This window comes from Pseudomonas sp. CHM02 (assembly GCF_000612585.1).
Classification (GTDB): Bacteria; Pseudomonadota; Gammaproteobacteria; order Pseudomonadales; family Pseudomonadaceae; genus Aquipseudomonas.
The window spans coordinates 38,386-62,234 of sequence record NZ_JFCA01000041.1 but is presented as its reverse complement, the minus strand read 5'-3'; the positions used below and the strand labels follow the sequence as shown (position 1 = coordinate 62,234).

The following is a 23,849-nucleotide window of genomic DNA, read 5'->3' as shown; positions in this document are numbered from 1 at the left end:
CACAGCAAGCCCCTCCTCCCCCAAAACCCGCCTGCCACAGCTTTGGGCTTGGCAGGATTTCAGGGTTTTGTGTCCTACTCGGTGAGAACGGATGCTTTTAAAGTAAGCGTTCAATGCTTCACCCTCGCCCACCAGAACAGAGTGCCCGGACGCCATGAAAATCACCGTTCCCGCAGGCGCGCGCCGCGAGTATTCAGGGTTGAGCCGCCTTTGGGACAGGCTGCTGTTCACCCCGCGCCAACCTCAGGCACACGCCTCGTTCGGCATCAGCCCGACCCCGGCAATCAACGCATTGGGCTGGGCGGTGGGGCTGGTGGTGGCTTGCGGCATCTTCGTGATCAACTCCCAAACGCATACCGATTGGGCACCGACCCTGCTGTACATCACGCTGCTGTTGATGGCGGCCAATCTGTTCTCCATCAATGTGGTGATTGGCGTCGCGTTGTTTTCCATCGCGCTGCTCACGGTGCTGTTCCTGTACAACGGCCATTACGCGCGGTGGGAGTCGATCACCGGATTCTTCCGTTGCCTCACCGCGCTCTCGGCCATTACCTTCCTGGCGCTGCGCAGCAAATACGCGGCAGACAGCCTGCGTCACAACGAGGCCTACCTGATCGGTGCCCAGCGCTTGAGCCAGACCGGCAGCGTGGGCTTTCGCGGGGACAGCCAGACGATGTCCTGGTCCGAGGAACTGGCGCGGATCTTCGAGTACCCGCCCCACCAGGCCCCGACGGTCGCCATGGTGATGGAGCGTACACACCCCGACGACCGGCACCTGGCCCATGAGGTGTTCGAAAAGGCCCTGAACCGCACGCCACTGATCGAGGTCAAGCACCGCCTACTGATGCCGGACGGGCGCATCAAGCATATCCACATGATCGCGAGCCCCGTGGTAACGCGTGGGCGTTTCGAGTACTTGGGCGCGGTGATGGACGTCACCGCCAGCAAGCGTGCGGAAGACGCCTTGTTCCATGCACAGAGCCAACTCGCGCACGTTACCCGCATCACCGCCCTGGGCGAACTGGCCGCGTCGATTGCCCACGAGGTGAACCAACCGTTGACCGCCATCACCAGCAGCGGCGAAGCCTGCCGGCGCTGGCTCGATCGGCCGGAGCCGGACCTGGTGGAAGCACGCCAGTCCCTGGACCGCATCGTCTCCAGTGCCTGCCGGGCCAGCGAGGTGATCAGCCGCATTCGCGCGCTGTCACGCAAGAGCGACCCGCTGCGCAAGCCCGAGTCGCTGGATGTCATCGTCAACGAAACCCTGGGCCTGGTGCAGCACGAGCTGTCGCGCCACAGCGTGCGCACCCGCGTGGAACTGAGTGTGCTCGGCGCGCAGATCAACGCCGACCGGGTGCAACTGCAGCAGGTCATCATCAACCTGATCATCAATGCCTGTCACGCCATGGACAGCATCGCCGCCCACCAACGGTTGCTGCGAGTGCGTACCTGGCTGGATGGCAGCGAGGTGTTGCTGGAAGTGGCTGATCAAGGCGTTGGCATTGACGAAAAGGACCTGCCGAACCTGTTCCAGCCCTTCTTCACCACCAAGCCCGACGGCCTGGGCATGGGCTTGTCGATCTGTCGCTCGATCATCGACTTCCACCGCGGCCGGCTCTGGGCCACCAGTAAGCCGGGCCACGGCACCACATTCACCTGTGCATTGCCCCGAGGGGTCACGGAGGCGCCATGAACGATCTGCACCCGATGAACCGGGTCATCAGCCATGAGCCGTGGGTGTACATCGTTGATGATGACCGGCCGCTGCGCGAATCCCTCGGCAGCCTGCTGCGCTCGGTGGGCCTGCAGGTGCAGTTGTTTGGCTCGGCGGCCGAGTTCATGCACTTCCCGCGTCCCGACCTGCCCAGTTGCCTGGTGCTGGACGTGCGGTTGCAGGGTATCAGTGGCCTGGACTTCCAGAATGAGCTGATTGCCTCCCGGATCAATCTACCCATCGTGTTCATGACCGGTCACGGCGATATCGCCATGACCGTGCGCGCAATGAAGGCCGGCGCGGTGGACTTCCTGGCCAAGCCCTTCCGTGAGCAGGACCTGATCGACGCCGTGTGTGCCGCCCACGCGCGGGACAAGCTGCGGCGTGAAGCCGAGCGCGGCGATGATGCGTTGCGCAGCCGCTATGCCACACTCACACCCCGCGAGCAAACGGTGATGGCGCTGGCGGTGTCCGGGCTGATGAACAAGCAGATCGCCAGTGAAATCGGCCTGAGTGAAATCACCGTGAAGATCCATCGCGGCCAGGCCATGCGCAAGATGGCCGCGCATTCGTTTGCCGATCTGGTGCGCATGGCCCAGGTGCTCGGCGTGCCGGTCAAGCGTTGAAGCCTGTATACCCACGTATAGTATGTTGCCGCCGCGGACGGCGTATCTTGAGGTGATGGCGGGTTGCTTCTACGTGCAGCCCGATAGCCTTCAGGTAATGAAATGTCCGACACGAAGACAGTGGCCATTGTCGATGACGACGAAGCCGTTCGCATGGCCCTGGATGGGCTGTTGCGCGCCAACGGCTACAGCGTCCGACTCTACGCGAATGCGGACACATTCCTGCGCTCCGACGGCCTGCTCACCACGGCCTGCCTGATCAGCGACATCCAGATGCCCGGCCTTACCGGCATTCAGCTGTACGAAACCCTGCACGCCCGCGGCATCGCCGTGCCAGTGATCTTCATCACCGGCTACCCCGGCCCGCCACCCGCCATCGACCCGGCATTGCCGGCGCCGATTGCGTTCTTCCCAAAGCCGTTCTCGTGCGCCCAACTGATGGCATGCCTGTCCGACGTGCTGGGCCATTAATACCTTGGTATAGCCGCGTCACACCTACGCATGCCTGCACTGACCCTAGGTAGAAGTGTTCGTGGCCGGCGGCCTGGTTAGTCTTTTCTCCACGCAATCCCCCCCTGCAACACAGACTCTCCAGGAGCAAACCATGAAACAGCACATTCTTATTATTGGCGCGGGGTTTGGTGGTGTCTGGAGCGCACTCAGCGCGGCCCGGCTGCTGGACAAACATGACCGCAACGATGTGCAGATCAGCCTGCTCGCCCCGCAGCCGGAACTGCGCATCCGCCCGCGTTTCTACGAGCCCGACGTGCACACCATGATGGCGCCCCTTGGCCCGCTGTTCGACGCAGTGGGTGTGAATTTCATCGAAGGCGCCGCCGACAGCATCGACGAAAACGGCAAGCACGTGACCTACCGCAACGCCGCCGGCGTCTCGGCCACGGTCACGTACGACCGTCTGGTGCTCGCCGCCGGCAGCCGCCTGAACCGCCCGCAGATGCCGGGCATCGAGCATGTCTTCGATGTGGATCAGATTGAAGATGCCACGCGCCTCGAAGCCCATATCAAGGCCCTGAAAAACCGGCCCGACAGCCCGGCGCGCAATACCGTGGTGGTGGCGGGTGGTGGCTTCACCGGTATCGAGACCGCGACTGAAATGCCGGCACGGCTGCGCAAAGCCTTGGGTGACACCACCAACATCCGCGTGGTGGTGGTAGACCGTGGCCCACAGATTGCAGCGTCGATGGGTGACGGCATTCGCCCGTCGATCATCGAGGCCAGCGAAGCACTGGGCCTGGAATGGGTGCTGAACACATCGGTGGCCGCCGTGGATGCCGGTGGCGTGACCCTGGCGGACGGGCAGCGCATTGAATCGAGCACCGTGATCTGGACCATCGGCTTCCGTGCCAACCCACTCACCGAACAGGTCAGCGGCACCCGCGATCCCCAAGGCCGCCTGCATGTGGACGGCAACCTCAAGGTCAAAGGCCAGGCCGACGTATTCGCCGCCGGTGACGTGGCTTACGCCGCCACCGACGACCTGGGCAACTTCGCCGGCATGTCCTGCCAGCACGCCATCGCCCTGGGCCGCTACGCCGGCAACAACGTCGCCGCCGACCTGATCGGCGTGGCCCCGATGACCTACAGCCAACCCAAATACGTGACCTGCCTCGACCTCGGCGCCTGGGGCGCGGTGTTCACTGAAGGCTGGGACCGCCAACTGAAACGGGTGGGCCAGGAAGCCAAGGACCTCAAGCACCAGATCAACACCGTGTGGATCTACCCGCCGGCCGCTGATCGCACCGCGGCGCTGGCGGCGGCAGATCCGTTGATCCCGGTGGCCTGAGTTCCCAACGCCCTGCACCGGCCAGCCTACTCCTTGCACTCCCGAGCGCCCGCCGCTGATGTTTAGGCGGGCGTTTTTTTGTCGCGTTCATCCATCGATCGCGCCGCCTGGCCTGTAAGACTGGTCCGGGTTAACGGTGTGCAACACCCTGCCCAAACCTTCTGATCGCCAGGCAATAGCCGATCAACGCCACCGCCGCCAGCAACCCGCCCGCCGCGCCGATCCAGGCGAAGCCGAACTGGCTGCCGACCCAACTGCCCATCAACGCGCCGCCGCCAATGCCGATGTTGTAGATACCGGAGAACATCGCCATGGCCACATCGGTGGCATCCGGCGCCAGCACCAGCACTTTGGATTGCATCGCCAGGCCGAAGCCCATGATCGCCATGCCCCAGAAAATGCTCAGAACCACCAGGTAGGACTCGGCGCCGCTCAATGGCAGCAGCAAGGCCAAACACGCCGCCAGCAGGAACACCGCGCCGACCACGAACAGGTGCGGATTGAAACGGTGCACCAGGCTGAACAGCAGCGAGCCGATGATGCCCGCGCCGCCGAACACCAGCAGGATCAGGGTCACCGCGCTGCCGCTCATGCCGGCCACGCCCTCGACGAAGGGTTCGATGTAGCTGTAGGCGGTGAATTGCGCGGTTACGGTCATCGCGGTGAGCACATACAACGCCACCAGCGCCGGGCGCTTGAACAGCAGCGGCAGGCTGCGCAGCGAGCCGGAGTTCTGGCTCGGCAACAGCGGCAAGGTACGCGCCAGCCAGAACACCAGTGCGGCGGCGAAGGCACCGATGACCAGGAAGGTGGTGCGCCAGCCCATGGCTTCGCCGAGCAGACGGCCCAGCGGAATACCCAGGACCATCGCCAGCGAGGTGCCGGTGGCCAGCAGCCCGAGGGCTTGCACCTGTTTGCCTTCCGGCGCCAGGCGCACTGCCAGGGAGGCGGTGATCGACCAGAACAAGGCATGGGACAAGGCAATGCCGATGCGACTGAGCATCAGGATGCCAAAGCTGGTGGCGACGCTGGACAGGATATGGCTGACAATAAACATGCAAAACAGCACGATCAGCAGCTTGCGCCGCTCGACGTTGCGGGTCAGCAGCATCACCGGCAGCGAGGTCAGGGACACGATCCAGGCATAGATGGTGAGCATCAGCCCGACGCTGGCCACCGGCATGTCGAAGCTGGCGCCGATGGCGCTGAGCAGGCCGACAGGCACGAATTCGGTGGTGTTGAACACAAAGGCGGCCAACGCGAGGGCGATGACCGGTTGCCAATTGGCTTGGGGCGTTGCGGCTGAAATGCTCATTGAACGGCGCGGTACTCTGGCGGTGATCGAGCGGCCACCCAGGACGAGCACCGCCGCCGAGCATTCTATAGGTTTCTGGCGCGACTGTTGATGCGGATCGTCGCCCCAGGGCTCAAGGCGATGTCAGGGTGATCACGTAGTTACCCGACCGAATCAGCTTGCCCGCGCCGTCCACCAGCACATACTGCTGGTCGTAATAGCGCCCACTGCCGCTGTCTGCCACCCGTTGCACATGGGCTGCGTTGACACTGGCGACCGGCGCCAACTCGCGCACGTCCAGGTGACTGCCACGGCTGGCCTGGGCACAGCCATTCAGCTCCATGACCGGGCCGCTGCGCGCATTTGCCGCACAGCCAGGCTCGACGATGCTGCCCCTGAACTCAATCGTGCCCCGCGCCACGGTTTGCGCCGCACCGCACGCCCCCGCCCATAGGCACAACAGGCTGGTAAACACCGAAATACCTTTAATGCTCATGGCGACACTCCTTATTGGGCTGTTACCCACTAAGTCGTCTGGCCGGGCATTTACTTGAGGTTATTCGGCAAAGGCTGTGACAGGGATCAAGGATCCACCTGCCCCATCAATTCCGGAATGCTTTCCGGCCGCTTGGCATAACGCTGGGCCAATGCCGCACAGACCATCAACTGGATCTGGTGAAACAGCATCAGCGGCAGGATCAGCACACCCATGGTCGCCCCGGCGAACAACACCTGGGCCATCGGCACACCGGTCGCCAGGCTCTTCTTCGAGCCACAGAACAGGATGGTGATGCGGTCTTCCTGATTGAAACCAAAGGCCTTGCCCAACACCGTGGACGCCACCAGCACCAGGCCCAGCAACACGCAGCAGGCCACCACCAGCCCACCCAGTTCCCACAACGGGATCTGGTGCCAGATGCCTTCGTTGACCGCTTCGCTGAACGCGCCGTACACCACCAGCAGAATCGAGCCCTGGTCGACGAATTTCAGCCAGGACTTATTGCGCCCCACCCACTCGCCGATCCAGCGGCGGGCGATCTGCCCGGCGATGAAAGGCAGCAGCAGTTGCACGCTGATTTTCAGGATCGCGTCGACGGTGGAGCCGCCCTCGCCGTGTACGTTGAGCAACAGCGTTACCAGCAGCGGCGTCAGGAAGATGCCGAACAGGCTGGACGCCGCCGCGCTGCAAATCGCCGCCGGGATATTGCCCCGCGCCAATGACGTGAAGGCGATCGCCGATTGCACGGTGGCCGGCAAGGCGCAGAGGTAGAGCATGCCCATGTACAAGTCTTTGCCGATCAGCGGCGACAGCACAGGTTTAAGTGCCAGGCCCAGCAGCGGGAACAGCACAAAGGTCAGGCTGAACACCAGCAAATGCAGGCGCCAGTGACCGGCCCCGGCGACGATGGCCTGGCGCGACAGCTTGGCGCCGTGCAGGAAAAACAGCAGCGCGATGGCCAGGTTGGTGACCCAGCCGAAGGCCACGGCGGTCTGGCCGCTGGCGGGCAGCAGCGAGGCGAGGATCACCGTGGCGATCAGGGTCAGGGTGAAGTTGTCGGGCAGGAAACGGGGGCGAGTCATAAGCAGGATCTTCCGGGGGTTGCCAAGAGCGTCATCGCGACTCTAACGTAACGGCTTGTTACCGACTAACGCCAATGAGCCAGTAAATGCCGCCTAAAGGACATGACAAGACCGTCCGCCGCACGGTACCCGGGCTGTCCAGCCTGCCACGGCCGGTGTACGGGCGCACTGAATCGCTGCCCAACCGCGCACTGACCCGTCGGCACAGCCACCCCTGGGTGCAATTGTCCTACGCGGTTTCCGGGGTGCTGGAGATCCAGACCAGCGTCGGCCGCTTCGTGGCGCCGCCCCAGCGTGCGGTGTGGATTCCAGCCGGCGTGCCGCACCGCGTGTTCAGTTCGCCCCACACGGAAATGCGCAGCCTGTACCTGGATTGCAGCGTCACCGCCTGGGCGGCGGAGCGTTGTCATGTATTGGAAGTCAGCAGTTTGCTGCGCGAGTTGATCCGCAGCTTCAGCGAACTGCCGGTGGAATATGCCGAGGACGGGCCGGACGGGCGCCTGGCCCAGGTCGTGCTGGACCAGCTGGCGGCGGCGCCACAGGTGGACCTGATGCTGCCGTTGCCCCTGGACCCGCGCCTGCGGCAGATCTATCGCAGCCTGAACCTGCACCCGGAGCAGCAGACGACCCTGGGGCAGTGGAGCCAGAAGCTGGGGGTGAGCGAGAAGACACTCAGCCGGTTGTTCCTGAGGGATACCGGGTTGACGTTTCGGGCCTGGCGCCAGCGTTTGCGACTATTGACTGCCCTGCCCGCCCTGGAACAAGGCGAGCGGGTGACGGATGTGGCGTTGGGCTGCGGGTATGAATCGACATCGGCGTTTATCAATGCGTTTCGACAGCAGTTCGATGCCACGCCTGGCGAATTCTTCCGCTGATTCCGCGTCCTTTTGTGTGGGAGCCGGCTTGCCGGCGATGAGGTCCTCCAAATCTCCACAGGACTTGAGGTCGCCATCGCCGGCAAGCCGGCTCCTACAAGGGGGATTGTCAGTGGGTGGATTTGGCCAGGATCGCCTGGAGTAACACATCCGCGCCTGCTGTTGACCATTCCGGGGAAATCTCTTCCGCTTCGTTATGGCTGAGGCCGTCCACGCACGGCACGAAGATCATCGCTGTTGGCGCCACCTGGTTCAGGTAGCAGGCATCGTGGCCGGCGCCGGAGATCATCGGTCGATGGCTGTAGCCCAGCTGTTCGGCCGATGTCCGCACGACTTCAACGCAGTCAGGGTCAAAGGCAATCGGTGCGTACTGGAAGATCTGCTTCACGCTGTGCTGCAAGCCAATCCCCGCGGCGATCTTCGCCACGGCGTCACGCAGTTGCTGGTCCTGGCGCGCCAGCACCGCTTCGTCCGGGTGGCGGAACTCCACGCTGAAAAACACCCGCCCCGGCACGACATTGCGCGAGTTGGGGAAGATAGTCGCCATGCCCACCGTGGCCCGGCCTTCGGCGCCCTGCTCCAGGCCCAGGCCGTTGACGGCTTCGACCACGCGGGCAAAGCCGAGCAAGGCGTCGAGGCGATGGTCCATGGGCGTGGTGCCCGCGTGGGCACTGCGGCCACTCAATTCCACTTCGTACCAGCGCTGGCCCTGGGCGCCCGTGACGACGCCAATGGTGATGTCCTGGGCTTCGAGGATCGGGCCCTGTTCGATATGCAGCTCAAACGCCGCATGCACCGCCTGGCCGCCCACGGGATGGGGGCCGGCATAGCCGATCTGCTGCAAGGCCTCGCCGAGGGTGACGCCGGCCTTGTCTGTGCGGGACAGTCCGTATTCCAGGTCAAACACGCCCGCGTATACGCCCGACGAAATCATCGCCGGGGCAAAGCGCGAGCCTTCTTCGTTGGTCCAGTTAACCACTTCGATCGGGCGATCGGTCTCGATGCCCAGGTCGTTCAGGGTGCGCAGCACTTCCACACCCGCGAGCACGCCGTAGATGCCGTCGTACTTGCCGCCAAAGGGCTGGGAGTCGCCGTGGGAACCGGTCAATACCGGTGCCAGATGGTCATGACGACCAGCGCGACGCGCAAAGATATTGCCCATGGCGTCCACGCGGATGCTGCAACCGGCAGCCTCGCACCACTGCACGAAGAGGTCGCGGCCTCGGCGGTCTTCATCGGTCAGCGCCAGGCGCGAGACGCCGCCTTTTTCGGTGGCGCCGATCTGCGCCATTTCCATCAGCGAAGCCCACAGGCGTTCGCCGTTGACCCGCGCCAAGTTACTCATGAGGTTTGGCCCGGTAGCGAAAGTCACAACGATGATCGCCGCCCATGATGGTCTGGGTACGGGTCAGCTTGATGTCCGGGTTGTAGCCGACGATAAACAACTCGTCACGGTTGCACGAGAGCAAGTGACCGATCTCGCCCAGGCCCATTTCGTGGTACATCTCGGCGTAGCGGCAGCGCTTGACGTCATAGTCGTAGTGCTCGGCATCGCTGGCAATGATCTCGACGTTCAGCGCGTCATCTTTTTCCCACAGCACTTGCAGCTCGACAAAGCTCTTGAGGTCGGCGCCCTGCGCTTCCAGCGCGGCAAAATGCTTGCCGGCCTGGATCGCCGCATTGCCCACGGCTTCGCCGATCACCGCGGCTGCAAAGTCCTTGCCCTGTTCGCGCTTGAGGATCTCGTAGATCGGCTTGATGATTTCGGCCTCGATGCGCCGCCGGGCGAGGATGCCCAGTTCACCTTCCAGTTTGCTCATTGTGTGCCTCTTGTAGGCGCTGGCTTGCCAGCGAAAATCGTCAACGATTGCGCGTTCCGCTCTGAAGGAACGCGCTGTTCTCCTGCTCTTCGCCCCCCAACGCGGGGCAAGCCCGCTCGCCACAACACGCCGTTCACCGGCCAGCATTCGGCGGTTATTGACCGCCTGCCACACTCACCGGCTGCCACTGGTTGGCCTTGACCTGGTAAACGGTGAACGACGGTTTCTTCAAGTTGCCCTCGGCATCAAAGGCGAGGGTGCCGGTCACGCCCGGGTAGCTGATGGCGCGCAGCACCGGCAGGTATTTCTGTGGATCAACCGAATCGGCCTTTTCAATCGCCGCCACCAGCACGCCGACGCCGTCATAGGCAAACGGCGCATGCAGTTCGATATTGGTTTTGTAGCGTTCTTTATAGGCCTGCTCGAACGCCTTGCCACCCGGCATCTGCGCGATCGCCAGACCCGGCTCCAGGGCAATCACGCCCTCGCCTTCGTTCTGCGCCAGTTGCAGGAAGGTCTGGCTGACAAACCCGCCCGCGCCCATCAACGGCGCCTTGATCCCCAATTGCTTGATACGACGGGCCAGCGGTGCGGCCTGGGCGTCGACGCCGCCGAAGAAAATCAGGTCCGGGTTCTGGCTGCGGATATTGGTCAGCACCGCGCTGAAGTCGATGGTCTTGTCGTCCACGTATTCGCGGGCAACCACTTGGGCGCCACCGGCCTGGATGGATTTGACGAACTGGTCCGCCAGGCCCTGGCCGAAGGCGGTGCGGTCGTCGATCACGGCGATGCGCTGGGCCTTGAGGGTTTTCAAGGCATAGTTGCCGGCTACCTGGCCGCCATCGTCGTCATGGCCCATGATGCGGAAACTGGTGTCGAACCCCTGCTGGGTGTAGGCGTGCCCGGTCGCAACCGGCGCCACTTGGGCGATGCCTGCGTCGTGGTAGACCCGCGCTGCCGGAATGCTGGTGCCCGTGTTCCAGTGGCCGACCACACCGACCACGCCTTCGTCCACCAGGCGCTGGGCCACGGTGACGGCGGTACGTGGGTCGGACTGGTCGTCTTCGGAGACCAGCTTGAAGGTCACGGCTTCACCGTTGAGGGTCGGGTGCTTGGCATTGGCCTGGTCGATGGCCAGTTGGGCGCCATTTTCCAGGTCTTTGCCAATACGCGCCGACGGACCGGTCAACGGGCCTGCGAGGCCGATCAGCACGGTCTGGTCGGCCTGGGCCACGGCACTGGCGAGGCTGCTCAGGGCCAGGCCGATCAATGCGGTTTTGTTCAAAGTCTTCATCAGTGGTTCCTGTTTCTTTTCGGGCGGGTCGGAACACGCCGGGCGTCCGGTAGCGTTGTCGGTTGTTATTCACCGAGGTAAGCGCTGCGTACCTCTGGGTGTTCAAGTAAATCGGCGCAGAGCCCGGTCAGGCTGATGCGCCCGGTGTCCATCACGTAGGCACGGTCGGTGACCTGCAGCGCCAGCCGCGCGTTCTGCTCCACCAGCAACAGGGTCATGCCCTGGCGGCAAACGTCATCGATGACCTGGAAGATCTTCTCGACCATGATCGGCGCCAGGCCCATGGACGGTTCATCGAGGATCAATAGACGCGGACGCGACAGCAACGCACGGGCCAGGGCGAGCATCTGTTGCTCGCCGCCCGAGAGCAGCCCGGCGGACTGATGCAGGCGCTCCTCCAGGCGCGGGAAGTGCTCGAACAACTGGCGCATTTCACGCTGTACCTGCGCGTGGTCACGGCGCAGAAAGGCGCCGGCCTGCAGGTTTTCCAGCACGCTCATGCGCGCAAAAATCCCGCGTCCTTCGGGGACCATGGCGATGCCCTGGCGCAGCAGTTGGTCCGGGGCCTGGCCGAGTATCGAGCGCCCGGCAAAGCGGATCTCGCCCTTGGCCGCCGGCAGCAAGCCGGTCAAGGCCTTGAGGCTCGAGGTCTTGCCGGCGCCATTGGCCCCGATCAGCGTGACGCGTTCGCCCTCATTGATCTGCAGGTCCAGGCATTTGACGGCTTCGATGGCGCCGTAGCGCACCTGCAAACCCTCGACGTTCAACAGCGCTTCAGACATGCGCACTGGCTCCCAGATAGGCCTGGATCACGGCCGGATGCTGACGGACTTCGGCCGGCGCGCCGACAGCGATGACCTGGCCGTAATCCAGCACGCTGATGCGGTCGCATACACCCATCACCAACTTCACGTCATGTTCGATCAACAACAGCGTGTGGCCGTCATCGCGAATCTTTTCCAGCAGGCCACGCAGTTGCACTTTCTCGCTGGCGTTCATGCCGGCGGCCGGTTCATCCAGGGCCAGCAAACGCGGTTCGGTGGCCAGGGCGCGGGCGATTTCCAGGCGCCGTTGATGGCCATAGCTGAGGCTGTCGGCGCGGTAATTGGCAAACCCGGCCAGGCCTACATAGGCGAGCAACCGGTGTGCATGGGCGCGGGTCTGCGCCTCTTCTTCAAGGGCGCGACGATGGCGACTCAAGGCCGCCCACAGGCCATTGCGGGTGCGCACATGGCGCCCGACCATGACGTTTTCGAGGGTGCTCATGGCGTTGAACAGGCGGATATTCTGGAAGGTCCGCGCAATACCCGCCTCGGCGACCTGGTGCACGCTGGTGGGCTGGTAGTCACGGCCATCCAGCTGGAAGCGTCCGGAATCCGGGGTGTACAGGCCGGTCATCACATTGAAGAAGGTGGTCTTGCCGGCGCCATTCGGCCCGATCAGGCCGTAGATCTCGCCGGGCAGGATGCTCAGGCTCACATCGGCCAGCGCCGCTACGCCGCCGAAGTGCTTGTTGACGTGGTCAATCTGCAACAGAGGTGCGTTCATCGTGCCACTCCTTTGGGCCACAGCCCGGCAGGTCGGTAGAGCATCGCCAGGATCAGCGCCAATCCGTAGAACAACTGCCGGATGATTTCCGGGTCCACCAGCACCTGGCCGAACAACGCCTGCTGCAGCGGCCCCATGCTGGCGCGCAAGGCTTCGGGCAAGGCCGCCAGTAAGACGCAGCCGAGGATCACACCCGGGATATGGCCCATGCCGCCCAGCACCACCATCGCCAACACGGCGATGGATTCGTTGAGGGTGAAGGACTCCGGCGAAACAAAGCCCTGGAACGCCGCGAACAGTGCCCCGCTCACGCCGCCGAACGCCGCGCCGATCGCAAACGCCAGCAGCTTGAGGCGCACGGTATTCACCCCCATCGCCTGCGCGGCTTCTTCGTCTTCACGGATCGCCACCCAGGCACGGCCGATACGCGAACGCTCCAGGCGGATGCAGGCAAACAGGATCAGCACCACCAGCGCGGCGAACAGGTAGTAATACAGGTACACCGAGGGCAGGCGCAGGCCGAACAGTTCCTGGCTACGCCCCAAGTTCACGCCCAGCAGGTTGACCGGATCGACCTGGGCAATGCCTTTGGGGCCGTTGGTGATATTCACCGGACGGTCCAGGTTGCGCAGCAGAATACGGATGATCTCGCCAAAGCCCAGGGTGACGATGGCCAGGTAGTCGCCGCGCAGGCGCAGGGTCGGCGCGCCCAGCACCACACCGCACCCGGCGGCGAGCAGCGCGCCCAACGGCAGGATCAGCCAGATCGACGTATGCATGCCCGCAGGCAACAGCGCCATCAGTGCGGGAAACTGTTGCAGCAGATGGGGCGATGACAGCAACGCCGCCAGGTAGGCGCCCACCGCGTAGAACGCGATAAAGCCCATGTCCAGCAGCCCGGCGTAACCGACCACGATGTTCAGGCCGAGGGCGAGCATGATGTACAGCAGGGCAAAATCCAGGGTGCGCACCCAGGTGTTGCCGCCGGCATGCCCGACCACCCACGGCGCCAGCACCAGGGCGACCGCCAGCAACAGCAGGCCGAGGCTCGCGCGTTTGTTGGGTGTGAGTGAGTTGATCATGCGCGGGTCGCCAGACGTTCGCCCAACAGCCCGGAAGGACGGAACACCAACACCGCAATCAACACGATAAAGGCGAACACATCCTGGTAATTACTGCCGAACACACCGTGGGTGACCACGCCGAGGTAGCCGGTGCCCAGGGCTTCGATAAGGCCCAGCAACAGGCCGCCGAGCATCGCGCCCTTGAGGTTGCCGATGCCGCCCAGCACGGCTGCCGTGAAGGCCTTGATGCCCGGCAGAAAGCCCATGTAGAAATGCGCACTGCCGTAATTGCTCGCCATCATGATGCCGGCCAGCGCCGCCAGGGCACCGCCGATGGCGAAGGTGATCACGATAACGCGGTTGGGGTTGATGCCCATCAGGCTGGCGACCTGGGGATTTTCCGCCACGGCGCGCATGGCCCGGCCGAAGCGCGTGCGCTCCACCAGCACCAGCAGCGCGACCATCACCGCGAGGGCGATGGCGATGGTGGTCAGGGCGGTGACGTTGGTGATCGCCGGGTGGGTGGAAGCGCTGGCCAGCACTTCAATCGGCTCAAGCGGCAGCAACTGCGGGAACATCTGCGGGTTGCGCGTCCACACCAACATGGCGATGGTCTGCAGCAGCAACGACACGCCAATGCCGCTGATCAGCGGTGCCAGGCGTGGAGCATGGCGCAGACGGCGATAGGCGACGCGTTCGATCACCACCGCCAACACCGCACAAAAGGCCATGGCGACCAGCGTTGCGCAGAGCAGTACCAGTGCCGGCGGCAAGGCGGGCCAGGTGGCCTGCACCAGGCGAATCACTGACAGGCCCACCAACGCGCCGATCATCAACACATCGCCATGGGCAAAGTTGATGATGCGCAAAATGCCATAGACCATGGTGTAACCCAAGGCTACCAGCGCGTAGAGACTGCCCGTCATCAAACCGTTGAGCAGTTGTTGGATAAACCCATCCATCAGGACCCTAGACCTCAGTGCGTACAAGGGCGGCACACTAAGCATCTATTCTATTTTTATCAAATATCAGAAAGTCATATGGATATACCAAACCAATAACAGGCTATTTATGCCACAAATACGGCGCTTATGGCTCTTTATTCACATACAAAGTTAGTATTTAATTCAACACATGAATAAATCAGAACAGCTAGCCAATGACCCACCTCTGCGTGCCGTGCGCACGTTCGAAGCCTTTGCGCGCCATGGCGGGGTGAATGCCGCCGCACGCGAACTGGACGTGTCCGCCTCGGCCATCAGCCATCAACTGCACTTGCTGGAAGACTTCCTGCAGCAGCCCCTGACCCTGCGCCAGGGGCGCAACCTGGTGCTTACCGATGAAGGCCGTGAGTACTACCGCGCGATCCGCTCGGCATTTGCCGTGCTGCGCAGCGCCACCGAACACGTGCGCGAAAAGAGCGCCACGCGCCAGGTGACCATCAGCTTGATTCCCCTGTTTGGCATCAACCTGTTCATCCCTCGGCTGGCGAATTTCCTCAAGGACCACCCGGCGCTGGACATCAACGTGACCTACGCCAACCACCGCAGCTACCCCAGCGATGCGGCCGACCTGTCGATCCGTTTCGGCACCGGGCACTGGCCGGGCTATCACAGCGAGCCATTGATCTCCGGCGCGGTGACGCCCTATTGCAGCCGTGCTTTCCTGGCGCAACACGGCCCCATCGACAGCCCCGAGGCCCTGAGCCAATTGCCGCTGCTGCACGACGAAGAGCGCGGCACCTGGGGCCAATGGTTCGAGGCTGCCGAGGTCGACACCACCGCACTGAATGGACTGTTGCTGGAAGACGGCCAACTGGCGCTCACCGCCACCCTCACCGGCCTCGGCTGCGCCTTGCTGCGCGAGCCGTTGGTAGCGCCCTTGGTGGCGAGTGGTGAGTTGGTGAAGCTGTTTGATCTGGAGGTCAATGATGGCCGCCAGTACTACCTGTGCCGGCGGGCCAACAGCGAATTGTCGAGCGAGGGGAATGATTTGTATGACTGGATCAAGCGCAGCCTGATTGCTGACTGACCCACTGCAGGAGCGAGCTTGCTCCTACAGAAAAATGGATATCAGCTGCCGTTGCCGCCATGGGCTTCTTCGAAGAAGTAGTCCTTCCAGCTGGCGGCCTTGTTTTTCAGCACGCCCAGCGCCTGCAATTTCTCGGCATAGATATAGGTACGCTGCGGCACGATGGTGAAATCGATCTCCGGGTCCTGGACGATCTTCTCCACCAGGTCCAATGGCAACTTCGACTGTTCTACGCGGATATACGCCTTGGCCGCGGCGGGTTTGTCCGCCTTGATGATCTTCTCGGCTTCGGCCAGCGCGTCATAGAACGCCTTGTAGGTCTTGGGGTTCTCGTCGTGGAATTTCTGCGTGGTGTACAGCACGTTGAACGTCGCCTGGCCACCGAGGATGTCGTAGGAACTCAACACCTTGTGCACATTCGGATTGAGCAGTTCCTGGTACTGGAACGGCGGGCTGGAGAAATGCGAGTTGATCTCCGAACCACCGGCGATCAGCGCAGCGGTGGCGTCGGGGTGGGCCAGGCTGATGGAGATGTCGTCGAACTTCTTGTAGTTGGCATCGCCGAACTGCTTGGCGGTCTCGATCTGCAGCGTGCGCGACTGGAAACCCACACCCGCGGCAGGCACGGCGATACGGTCTTTTTCGGTGAAGTCCTTGAGGGTCTTCACGTTGGGGTTGTTGGTCAGCAGGTAGTTGGGCATCGAACCGAGGGAGGCGATGGCCTTGACGTTCTGCTTGCCCTTGGTACGGTCCCAGAGGGTCAGCATCGGTGGCACACCGGCAGAGACCACGTCGAGCGCGCCGGCCAGCAGTGATTCGTTCATTGCGGTCGCGCCGGAAATGCTGTTCCACTCCACCTTGATATCCAGGCCCTGCTCCTTGCCGTGCTTTTCGATCAGGTTCTGGTCGCGCACCACATCGAGAATCAGGTAGCCGATACCGAATTGCTGGGCGATGCTGATTTTGCCTTCGGCCTGGGCGCCGGGGCTGAGCAAGGCGCTGGCAGCAGCGAGAGACGCTGCCAGAAGAGTCAGGGAAGAACGCTTGAAGGTCATGGGAGGTCTGCCGCGCTTTTGAGAAGGTGAGCGAGGGTAGCCACGATTTTTAAGACGGGAAAAGAATATCGGGTTCTATTGTTATGCAAATAACCCACAAACAGGCGCGTGGCTGTTATTGTGCCGCGCTTTGAAAAGCTACCGAATACTGCGAGGAAGTGGACGTTGAACACTGACGAAAAAATGACCGGAGACCTGTTCGAGGTGGATAAGCGCCTGTCACTCAAACCCGTGGTGGACTTCAACGCCTACCTGCGCAGCGCGTTCGGCGACGGCCCGTGCAGCTGCATCCGCTGCACCAGCGGTAACGGTGATGAAAGCGGCTATGAGTTCCAGCACAGCTTCACCTTCGACGGTAAACCCACCCAGCGCCGATTCGCCAATACGGCAGGCAGCGATGTATTGCAAGTTTTGAAGAAAGCCTGGTTGTCGTACACCAAGGCCGAGTTGCCGCTGAGCGGTGTGCTGGCGCTGGATACGGTGAAGGAGTTTGTCGAACCGCAGTTGCACAAGCGCCTGACGCCGTTGTTTTTGGCCAGTGGTTTGGTCAAGGACGTAGACGGAGCGTTACAGGTTCAGCCGCAGGCAGCGTAAGCCACATTTTGTGGTGAGCGGGCTTGCCCCGCGCTGGGCTGCGCAGCAGCCCCAGAACCAGACAACCAAGTTCCGCCTGAAGGAAATCGATGCCTGTCATGGGGTGGCTTCGCCACCCAGCGCGGGGCAAGCCCGCTCACTACAATTGCACAGATGTGATTACTTACGCGCAGCCTCCCACTGCTTGAGCAGGTCGTTGTAGCCCACGGTTTCGCCTTTCGGTTTCTCGTTGGCCAGTTTCGGTTTCGGTGCGCCCGGCTGGTCGAACCAGTATTGCGCATCACGCTCGGGGTTCATTTTCGGGCCGCACACCGGCTGCACCTTGGAGCGCTCCAGGCGCGTCATGATCGCGTCCTGCTCCTTGGCCAGGTTGTCGAGCGCCTGTTGCGGGGTTTTCTCGCCGCTGGCGGCGGCGGCGATGTTACTCCACCACAGTTGCGCTAGGCGCGGGTAGTCCGGCACGTTGGTACCGGTCGGAGTCCACTCGACCCGCGCCGGGCTGCGGTAGAACTCCACCAGGCCACCGAGTTTCGGCGCCAGGTCGGTCATGGCCTGGGAGTTGATGTCGGACTCACGAATCGGCGTCAGGCCGACAATGGTTTTCTTCAGCGACACGGTTTTCGACGTCACAAACTGCGCATAGAGCCAGGCCGCAAGCTTCTGCTTCTCAGGCGTCGACTTGAGGAACGTCCAGGACCCCACGTCCTGATAGCCCTTCTTCATGCCCTTTTCCCAATAAGGCCCGACTGGCGAAGGTGCCATGCGCCACTTCGGCGTGCCGTCGGCGTTCACCACCGGCAGGCCCGGCTTGGTCATGTCGGCGGTAAACGCGGTGTACCAGAAGATCTGCTGGGCGATGTTGCCCTGGGACGGTACCGGCCCGGATTCGGAGAAGGTCATGCCCGCGGCCTCCGGTGGCGCGTAGGCTTTCATCCAGTCCACGTATTTCTGCGTGGCGAATACCGCGGCCGGGCCGTTGGTGTCGCCGCCACGGGTCACGCTGGAGCCCACCGGGTGGCAGTCCTCCACGCGAATGCCCCACTCGTCCACCGGCAAGCCGTTGGGCAAGCCCTTGTCGCCGCCACCGGCCATGGAGAACCAGGCATCGGTGAAGCGCCAGCCCAGGGACGGGTCTTTCTTGCCGTAGTCCATGTGCCCATAGATGCGCTTGCCGTCGATTTCCTTGACGTCTTCGCTGAAGAACTTGGCGATGTCTTCATAGGCCGACCAGTTCACTGGCACGCCGAGGTCGTAGCCGTATTTTTCCTTGAACTTGGCTTTCAGCTCCGGACGCTCGAACCAGTCGGCGCGGAACCAATAGAGGTTGGCGAACTGCTGGTCGGGCAGCTGGTAGATCTTGCCGTCCGGCGCGGTGGTGAAGGAGATGCCGATAAAGTCCTTGATGTCCAGGGTCGGCGAGGTGAACGCCTTGCCTTCATTGGCCATCAGGTCAGTGATGGATTCGGTCTTGCCATAGCGAAAGTGCGTACCGATCAGGTCCGAGTCGTTGACCCAGCCGTCGTAGATATTCTTGTCGGACTGCATCTGGGTTTGCAGCTTCTCCACCACGTCGCCTTCCTGCAGCAGGTCGTGGGTCAGCTTGATCCCGGTGATTTCACTGAAGGCCTTGGCCAGCACCTTGGACTCGTACTCGTGGGTGGTGAGGGTTTCCGACACCACGTTGATCTTCATCCCACGGAACGGTTCGGCGGCCTTGATGAACCACTTGAGTTCCTCGAGCTGCTGGTCGGCCGTGAGGGTGGACGGTTTGAACTCGCTGCCGATCCATTTTTTCGCAGCATCTTCGTACGCATCGGCCCAGGCCGAAGCGCTCAAACCGCTGAGGGCCAGTACGGCGGCCAATGAAATGCTATGTCGCAGCTTATTGTTCTTATTCAACATAGAGACCTCCTGGTTATTTTCAAACGGGACTACAGACGCCACCGCCCTGTGTAGGAGCCGGCTTGCCGGCGATAGCGGTTTCAAGATCGCCATCGCCGGCAAACCGGCGCCTACAAGGGCGCGGTATCCGCACTAGCCCCAACGCATCACACTCAACAGCCATACCAGGGAGAGCGCGGACGCCACCCAGATGCTCCAGTCGGTAGCGCCGATGACCAGCAAATGCAGGTAGGCGCTGCCGAGAAGACCGATAAACAAGCGATCACCACGGGTGGTGCTGATCGGTAAGAAACCGCGCCGGGGAATGCTCGGCGAGCGCAGTTCCCAAGTGGTCATACCCGCCAGGATCAGGGCTATGGCACCAAAGAACAGCGCAGTGGGGGTGGTCCAGGCCATCCATTCCATCATCGACTCCTCAGACCCGGCCCAGGGCAAAGCCCTTGGCCACGTGGTTGCGAACAAACCAGATCACCAGCATGCCAGGCAGGATAGTCAACACTCCCGCCGCCGCCAGTACGCCCCAGTCGATACCCGACGCCGACACCGTGCGCGTCATCACCGCCGCGATGGGCTTGGCGTTGACCGACGTCAGGGTGCGCGCCAGCAACAGTTCGACCCAGGAGAACATGAAGCAGAAAAACGCGGTCACACCGATGCCGGAGCCGATCAACGGGATAAAAATCTTCACGAAGAACTTCGGAAAGCTGTAGCCGTCGATGTAGGCGGTTTCGTCAATTTCCTTGGGTACGCCAGACATGAAGCCTTCCAGGATCCACACCGCCAACGGTACGTTGAACAGGCAGTGGGCCAGCGCCACCGCGATGTGCGTGTCGAACAAGCCGATGGACGAATACAGCTGGAAGAACGGCAGCAGAAACACCGCCGGTGGCGCCATGCGGTTGGTCAGCAGCCAGAAGAACAGGTGCTTGTCGCCCAGGAAACGGTAGCGCGAGAACGCATAGGCCGCCGGCAGCGCCACGCTCAGGGAGATCACCGTGTTCAGGCTCACGTAGTACAGCGAGTTGAGGTAACCGGTGTACCAGCTCGGATCGGTGAAGATCACCTTGTAGTTGGCCAGGGTGAAATCCTGCGGAAACAGCGTCAGCCCACCGAGGATTTCGGTGTTGCTCTTGAAGGACATGTTCAGCAGCCAGTAGATCGGCACCAGCAGGAACAGGATGTAGACCAGCAACGGGATTAGCTTGCGTTTGCTCATGTTGGCGGCCTCAGCGGTTGGCGTCGGAGTGGGTCATGGCGGTGTAGAACAGCCAGGACACCAACAGGATGATCAGGAAGTACACCAGGGAAAACGCCGCGGCCGGGCCCAGGTCGAATTGGCCTACGGCCATCTGGGTCAGGGTCTGACTCAAGAACGTGGTGGCGTTACCCGGCCCGCCGCCCGTGAGGACGAAGGGTTCGGTGTAGATCATGAAGCTGTCCATGAACCGCAGCATCACCGCGATCAGCAGCACGCTTTTCATCTTCGGCAACTGGATGTGTCGGAACACCGCCCACGCCGAGGCACGATCAATTCGTGCGGCCTGGTAGTACACATCCGGAATCGCCCGTAGGCCGGAGTAACACAGCAAAGCCACCAGCGACGTCCAGTGCCACACGTCCATCACCAGCACCGTGACCCAGGCGTCCATGGTGTTGGCCGCGTAGTTGTAGCTGATGCCCAACGCATTGAGGCTGTAGCCCAGCAAGCCGATGTCGGCGCGGCCGAAGATCTGCCAGATGGTGCCCACCACGTTCCACGGAATCAGCAGCGGGATGGCGAGGATGATCAGCACCAGCGACGACCAGCGGCCCTTGGTCGGCATGGTCAGGGCGATGGCGATGCCCAGCGGGATTTCGATCAGCAACACACAGGCCGAGTAGATGAACTGACGCAGCAGCGAGTCATGCAAGCGCGGGTCGAGCAGCACCTGCTTGTACCAGTCGGCGCCGACGAAGTAGCGGCTGGATTGGTCGAAGATGTCCTGCACCGAGTAGTTGACCACGGTCATCATCGGGATCACCGCACTGAACGCCACCAGCAGGAACACCGGCAGTACCAGCCACCAGGCCTTGTTGTTCTGCACCTTGTTCATGGCTGCACCTCCAGCAGGTAGTCGTCGGCGTACACCATCAGCCATTGCGCGGGAAAGCTGATGGAAGCCTTGCCTTCGGGCACGGGTTTGTCTTCGGCCAGGCGCACCTTGAGCAGTGCGCCATCGAGGTTAAGGGTGATGATCTTGTAGGTGCCGAGGTCTTCGAGATGAGTGACATCGGCCTGCAAGGCGTCAGGGTTGTACTCGTCCCACACGTGGATGAATTCCGGGCGGATGCCCACCTGCAATTTCTTGTAGTCGGTGTTGGCAATGCGTTGCTGCAAGGCCTCTGGCAGTGGCAGGTGAGTACCGGCAAACCGTACCCCGCCCGCCTCGGCCTGCACTTCGATCAGGTTCATCCCAGGGCTGCCGATGAAATAGCCGACAAAGGTGTGGCTCGGCCGTTCGAACAAGTCACGCGGTGTGCCGAACTGTACGATCTGCCCGCCGTACATCACCGCGATCTTGTCGGCGAAGGTCGAGGCCTCCAGCTGATCGTGGGTGACGTAGACCATAGTGATATTGAACTGCTCGTGAATCTGCTTGAGCTTGCGCCGCAGTTTCCACTTGAGGTGCGGGTCGATCACCGTCAGCGGCTCATCGAACAGGATCGCCGACACATCATCGCGCACCAGGCCACGGCCCATGGAGACTTTCTGCTTTTCATCGGCGGTAAGGTTGCGGGCCTTCTTGGTCAGCAGGTTTTGCAGGTCGAGGACCTCGGCGATCTCCTGCACCTTGCTGTGGATCTTCGCCTCGGCCATGCCCTGGTTGCGCAGCGGGAACGCCAGGTTGTCGAACACCGTCATGGTGTCGTACACCACCGGGAACTGGAACACCTGGGCGATGTTGCGTTTTTCCGGGGTGAGGTCGTTGACCACTTTGGTGTCAAACAGCACTTGGCCTTCGGACGGGCTGAGCAGGCCGGAGATGATATTGAGCAACGTCGACTTGCCGCAGCCCGACGGCCCGAGCAAGGCGTAGGCACCGCCCTGCTCCCATACGTGGTTCATTTCCCGAATGGCGTAGTCCTCAGGGCCGCTCGGCGTAGGGCTGTAGCTATGCGCCAGGTTCTGCAAATGGATTTCGGCCATCAGGCAACCCTCGCGACACGGCGCCCGGGAGCCTGGACCAAACGGCCCTGACCATCGAACACAAACAGTTTATGGGTGGGGATGTACACGCGGATCGGCGCGTCAACGTCGTATTCGTGCACCCCCGGCAGGTGCAGCACCAGCAGGAAGTGTTCGCTGCGCACATGCAGGAAGGTTTCCGAACCACTGATCTCCGCGACTTCCACGGTCACCGCCAGCTCCAGGTCGTCGTCGTTGCTCGGCACCAGGCTGATATGGCTGGGGCGTACGCCGAAACGGAATTCGCCTTCGCCGATGGGGCGCAGGTCGACGTTCAGCGGGAAGTGCACGAAATTGGCGAAGCTGACTTCATTGCCGCTGATGCGCCCCGGCATCAGGTTGATCGGCGGCTCGGAAAACAGTTCGGCGGCCAGCACGGTTTGCGGCTGGTGATAGACCTCGGCAGCCTTGCCGCTCTGGATCACCCGGCCTTCGTGCAGGATGGTGGTGGTACCGCCCAGGGCCAGGGCTTCGTTGGGTTCGGTGGTGGCGTAGATCGCAATGGTGTGGCGCGCGGCAAACAGCTCGCGCATTTCCTGACGCAGCTCTTCGCGCAGCTTGTAGTCCAGGTTCACCAGCGGTTCATCGAACAGGATCAACTCGGCGTCCTTGACCAGTGCACGCGCCATGGCCGTGCGTTGCTGCTGGCCACCGGAGAGTTCCAGCGGGTGGCGCTGGAGAAACTTCTCGATGCGCAACATCTTCGCGGTCTCCAGCACCTTGCTCTGGATCAGCTCGTTGGACACACCGGCCTGGCGCAACGGCGAGGCGATGTTCTCGAACACCGTCATGGTCGGGTAGTTGATGAACTGCTGGTAGACCATCGACACGTTGCGCAGGCGCACCGGTTTTTGCGTGACGTCCACGCCGTTCATCAGGATGCGGCCGCTGTCGGGCTTGTCCAACCCGGCCATCAGGCGCATCAGGCTGGTTTTGCCGGACAGCGTGCGGCCGAGCAAGACGTTGAAGGAACCGGCTTCGAAACGCAGGTTGGCGTCGTCGATCCAGGTCTGGCCTTCGACAACGCGGGAGACATGTTCCAGGGTCAATGACATGACACGACCTTTTTATTATTGGAATGAATCTGGCCAGGTGTCAGAGCGAGTTTCGTGCCAAAACGGCAAGTGGTTGATGTGTAAAGAAATGGGGTAAAGCGGATGTTCGGGAGTGAACACTTCGGGTGAACAACTGAACAGTGCTGGGGTTGACAATGAACAGTTCTGAACAACACTCTCATGCCTAACACAGACTAAATGTGGGAGCTGGCTTGCCTGCGATAGCGGTGTACCCGTAGCAAATGAGCAAGCTGACCCACCGCTATCGCAGCGGTGCGACGACTCGACAAGCCAGCCTCCCACAGTTTGATCCGGTTTCAACCGCTGAATAGTGCAAGACCCCATAACAATAAAAAGAAGGTCAAC

At 62.2% G+C, this 23,849-nt stretch carries 24 protein-coding genes; 7 read left to right on the top strand and 17 right to left on the bottom strand.

The annotated features are described in order from the left end of the window. Window positions 1–154 precede the first annotated feature (154 nt). From BM70_RS0122940 to BM70_RS0122925, 4 genes are all read left to right on the top strand, one after another. On the top strand, window positions 155–1,693 hold the full coding sequence (locus BM70_RS0122940) for a sensor histidine kinase (RefSeq protein ID WP_025858195.1): 1,539 nt from the start codon (window positions 155–157) through the stop codon (window positions 1,691–1,693). Next, window positions 1,690–2,340 (top strand): response regulator transcription factor, encoded by a 651-nt coding sequence (locus BM70_RS0122935; RefSeq protein WP_025858193.1) that lies wholly within the window; start codon window positions 1,690–1,692, stop codon window positions 2,338–2,340. The genes BM70_RS0122940 and BM70_RS0122935 overlap by 4 nt, the downstream gene beginning before the upstream one ends. 102 nt (window positions 2,341–2,442) lie before the next feature. After that, window positions 2,443–2,811 carry a response regulator transcription factor gene (locus BM70_RS0122930; RefSeq protein WP_025858192.1) on the top strand — a complete coding sequence of 123 codons (369 nt, stop codon included), beginning with the start codon at window positions 2,443–2,445 and terminating at the stop codon, window positions 2,809–2,811. A 133-nt stretch (window positions 2,812–2,944) separates the two neighbouring features. Further along, window positions 2,945–4,144 carry an NAD(P)/FAD-dependent oxidoreductase gene (locus BM70_RS0122925; RefSeq protein ID WP_025858191.1) on the top strand — a complete coding sequence of 400 codons (1,200 nt, stop codon included), beginning with the start codon at window positions 2,945–2,947 and terminating at the stop codon, window positions 4,142–4,144. A gap of 130 nt (window positions 4,145–4,274) precedes the next feature. Here the strand turns inward: BM70_RS0122925 and BM70_RS0122920 are convergent, their stop codons facing one another. The 3 genes from BM70_RS0122920 to BM70_RS0122910 all read right to left on the bottom strand — a co-directional run bounded on the left by BM70_RS0122920 (window position 4,275) and on the right by BM70_RS0122910 (window position 7,019). Further along, the gene (locus BM70_RS0122920) at window positions 4,275–5,459 is read right to left on the bottom strand and encodes a sugar transporter (protein WP_025858190.1); all 1,185 of its coding nucleotides are present in this window, start codon (window positions 5,457–5,459) and stop codon (window positions 4,275–4,277) included. Window positions 5,460–5,571: 112 nt separating this feature from the next. Continuing rightward, window positions 5,572–5,934, bottom strand: coding sequence for a type 1 fimbrial protein (locus tag BM70_RS0122915; protein ID WP_025858189.1), 363 nt, complete (start codon window positions 5,932–5,934; stop codon window positions 5,572–5,574). Window positions 5,935–6,020: 86 nt separating this feature from the next. Next, window positions 6,021–7,019, bottom strand: coding sequence for a bile acid:sodium symporter family protein (locus tag BM70_RS0122910; RefSeq protein WP_025858188.1), 999 nt, complete (start codon window positions 7,017–7,019; stop codon window positions 6,021–6,023). A gap of 86 nt (window positions 7,020–7,105) precedes the next feature. On the opposite strand from BM70_RS0122910, the gene BM70_RS0122905 reads away from it, so the two are divergent. Next, window positions 7,106–7,894: a helix-turn-helix domain-containing protein gene (locus tag BM70_RS0122905; RefSeq protein WP_025858187.1), complete on the top strand. Its 789-nt coding sequence runs from the start codon at window positions 7,106–7,108 to the stop codon at window positions 7,892–7,894. A 109-nt stretch (window positions 7,895–8,003) separates the two neighbouring features. Here BM70_RS0122905 and BM70_RS0122900 read toward each other — a convergent pair whose 3' ends face one another. The 7 genes from BM70_RS0122900 to BM70_RS0122870 all read right to left on the bottom strand — a co-directional run bounded on the left by BM70_RS0122900 (window position 8,004) and on the right by BM70_RS0122870 (window position 14,582). Beyond that, the gene (locus BM70_RS0122900) at window positions 8,004–9,239 is read right to left on the bottom strand and encodes a Zn-dependent hydrolase (RefSeq protein ID WP_025858186.1); all 1,236 of its coding nucleotides are present in this window, start codon (window positions 9,237–9,239) and stop codon (window positions 8,004–8,006) included. Beyond that, on the bottom strand, window positions 9,232–9,714 hold the full coding sequence (locus BM70_RS0122895) for an L-2-amino-thiazoline-4-carboxylic acid hydrolase (RefSeq protein WP_025858185.1): 483 nt from the start codon (window positions 9,712–9,714) through the stop codon (window positions 9,232–9,234). The genes BM70_RS0122900 and BM70_RS0122895 overlap by 8 nt, the downstream gene beginning before the upstream one ends. 154 nt (window positions 9,715–9,868) lie before the next feature. Beyond that, entirely contained in the window at window positions 9,869–11,008 is a 1,140-nt protein-coding gene (locus tag BM70_RS0122890; protein ID WP_025858184.1) for a branched-chain amino acid ABC transporter substrate-binding protein, read from the bottom strand. 65 nt (window positions 11,009–11,073) lie between these two features. Beyond that, a complete protein-coding gene (locus BM70_RS0122885; RefSeq protein WP_025858183.1) occupies window positions 11,074–11,790 on the bottom strand; it encodes an ABC transporter ATP-binding protein in 717 nt (238 codons plus the stop codon). Beyond that, window positions 11,783–12,556 (bottom strand): ABC transporter ATP-binding protein, encoded by a 774-nt coding sequence (locus BM70_RS0122880; RefSeq protein WP_025858182.1) that lies wholly within the window; start codon window positions 12,554–12,556, stop codon window positions 11,783–11,785. Before BM70_RS0122880 ends, BM70_RS0122885 begins: the two co-directional genes overlap by 8 nt. Next, a complete protein-coding gene (locus tag BM70_RS0122875; protein WP_025858181.1) occupies window positions 12,553–13,638 on the bottom strand; it encodes an ABC transporter ATP-binding protein in 1,086 nt (361 codons plus the stop codon). The genes BM70_RS0122880 and BM70_RS0122875 overlap by 4 nt, the downstream gene beginning before the upstream one ends. Next, window positions 13,635–14,582 (bottom strand): branched-chain amino acid ABC transporter permease, encoded by a 948-nt coding sequence (locus tag BM70_RS0122870; RefSeq protein ID WP_025858180.1) that lies wholly within the window; start codon window positions 14,580–14,582, stop codon window positions 13,635–13,637. Before BM70_RS0122870 ends, BM70_RS0122875 begins: the two co-directional genes overlap by 4 nt. A gap of 172 nt (window positions 14,583–14,754) precedes the next feature. On the opposite strand from BM70_RS0122870, the gene BM70_RS0122865 reads away from it, so the two are divergent. Beyond that, complete coding sequence (locus tag BM70_RS0122865) at window positions 14,755–15,651, top strand: LysR substrate-binding domain-containing protein (RefSeq protein WP_025858179.1); 897 nt, start codon at window positions 14,755–14,757, stop codon at window positions 15,649–15,651. Window positions 15,652–15,692: 41 nt separating this feature from the next. On the opposite strand, the gene BM70_RS0122860 is transcribed toward BM70_RS0122865, so the two are convergent. Beyond that, entirely contained in the window at window positions 15,693–16,706 is a 1,014-nt protein-coding gene (locus tag BM70_RS0122860; protein WP_025858178.1) for an ABC transporter substrate-binding protein, read from the bottom strand. Between the two features lie 165 nt (window positions 16,707–16,871). On the opposite strand from BM70_RS0122860, the gene BM70_RS0122855 reads away from it, so the two are divergent. Continuing rightward, window positions 16,872–17,300, top strand: a complete 429-nt coding sequence (locus BM70_RS0122855; protein ID WP_025858177.1) for a hypothetical protein — start codon at window positions 16,872–16,874, stop codon at window positions 17,298–17,300. A gap of 159 nt (window positions 17,301–17,459) precedes the next feature. Here BM70_RS0122855 and BM70_RS0122850 read toward each other — a convergent pair whose 3' ends face one another. The 6 genes from BM70_RS0122850 to BM70_RS0122825 all read right to left on the bottom strand — a co-directional run bounded on the left by BM70_RS0122850 (window position 17,460) and on the right by BM70_RS0122825 (window position 23,483). Continuing rightward, window positions 17,460–19,202 (bottom strand): ABC transporter substrate-binding protein, encoded by a 1,743-nt coding sequence (locus BM70_RS0122850; RefSeq protein ID WP_025858176.1) that lies wholly within the window; start codon window positions 19,200–19,202, stop codon window positions 17,460–17,462. Between the two features lie 132 nt (window positions 19,203–19,334). Beyond that, the gene (locus tag BM70_RS0122845) at window positions 19,335–19,607 is read right to left on the bottom strand and encodes a DUF2160 domain-containing protein (protein WP_025858175.1); all 273 of its coding nucleotides are present in this window, start codon (window positions 19,605–19,607) and stop codon (window positions 19,335–19,337) included. A 10-nt stretch (window positions 19,608–19,617) separates the two neighbouring features. Further along, entirely contained in the window at window positions 19,618–20,418 is an 801-nt protein-coding gene (locus BM70_RS0122840; protein ID WP_003192012.1) for a carbohydrate ABC transporter permease, read from the bottom strand. Between the two features lie 10 nt (window positions 20,419–20,428). Then, on the bottom strand, window positions 20,429–21,295 hold the full coding sequence (locus BM70_RS0122835; protein ID WP_025858174.1) for a carbohydrate ABC transporter permease: 867 nt from the start codon (window positions 21,293–21,295) through the stop codon (window positions 20,429–20,431). Further along, on the bottom strand, window positions 21,292–22,389 hold the full coding sequence (locus BM70_RS0122830; protein WP_025858173.1) for an ABC transporter ATP-binding protein: 1,098 nt from the start codon (window positions 22,387–22,389) through the stop codon (window positions 21,292–21,294). The genes BM70_RS0122835 and BM70_RS0122830 overlap by 4 nt, the downstream gene beginning before the upstream one ends. Continuing rightward, window positions 22,389–23,483: an ABC transporter ATP-binding protein gene (locus tag BM70_RS0122825; protein ID WP_012724886.1), complete on the bottom strand. Its 1,095-nt coding sequence runs from the start codon at window positions 23,481–23,483 to the stop codon at window positions 22,389–22,391. The genes BM70_RS0122830 and BM70_RS0122825 overlap by 1 nt, the downstream gene beginning before the upstream one ends. Window positions 23,484–23,849 lie beyond the last annotated feature (366 nt).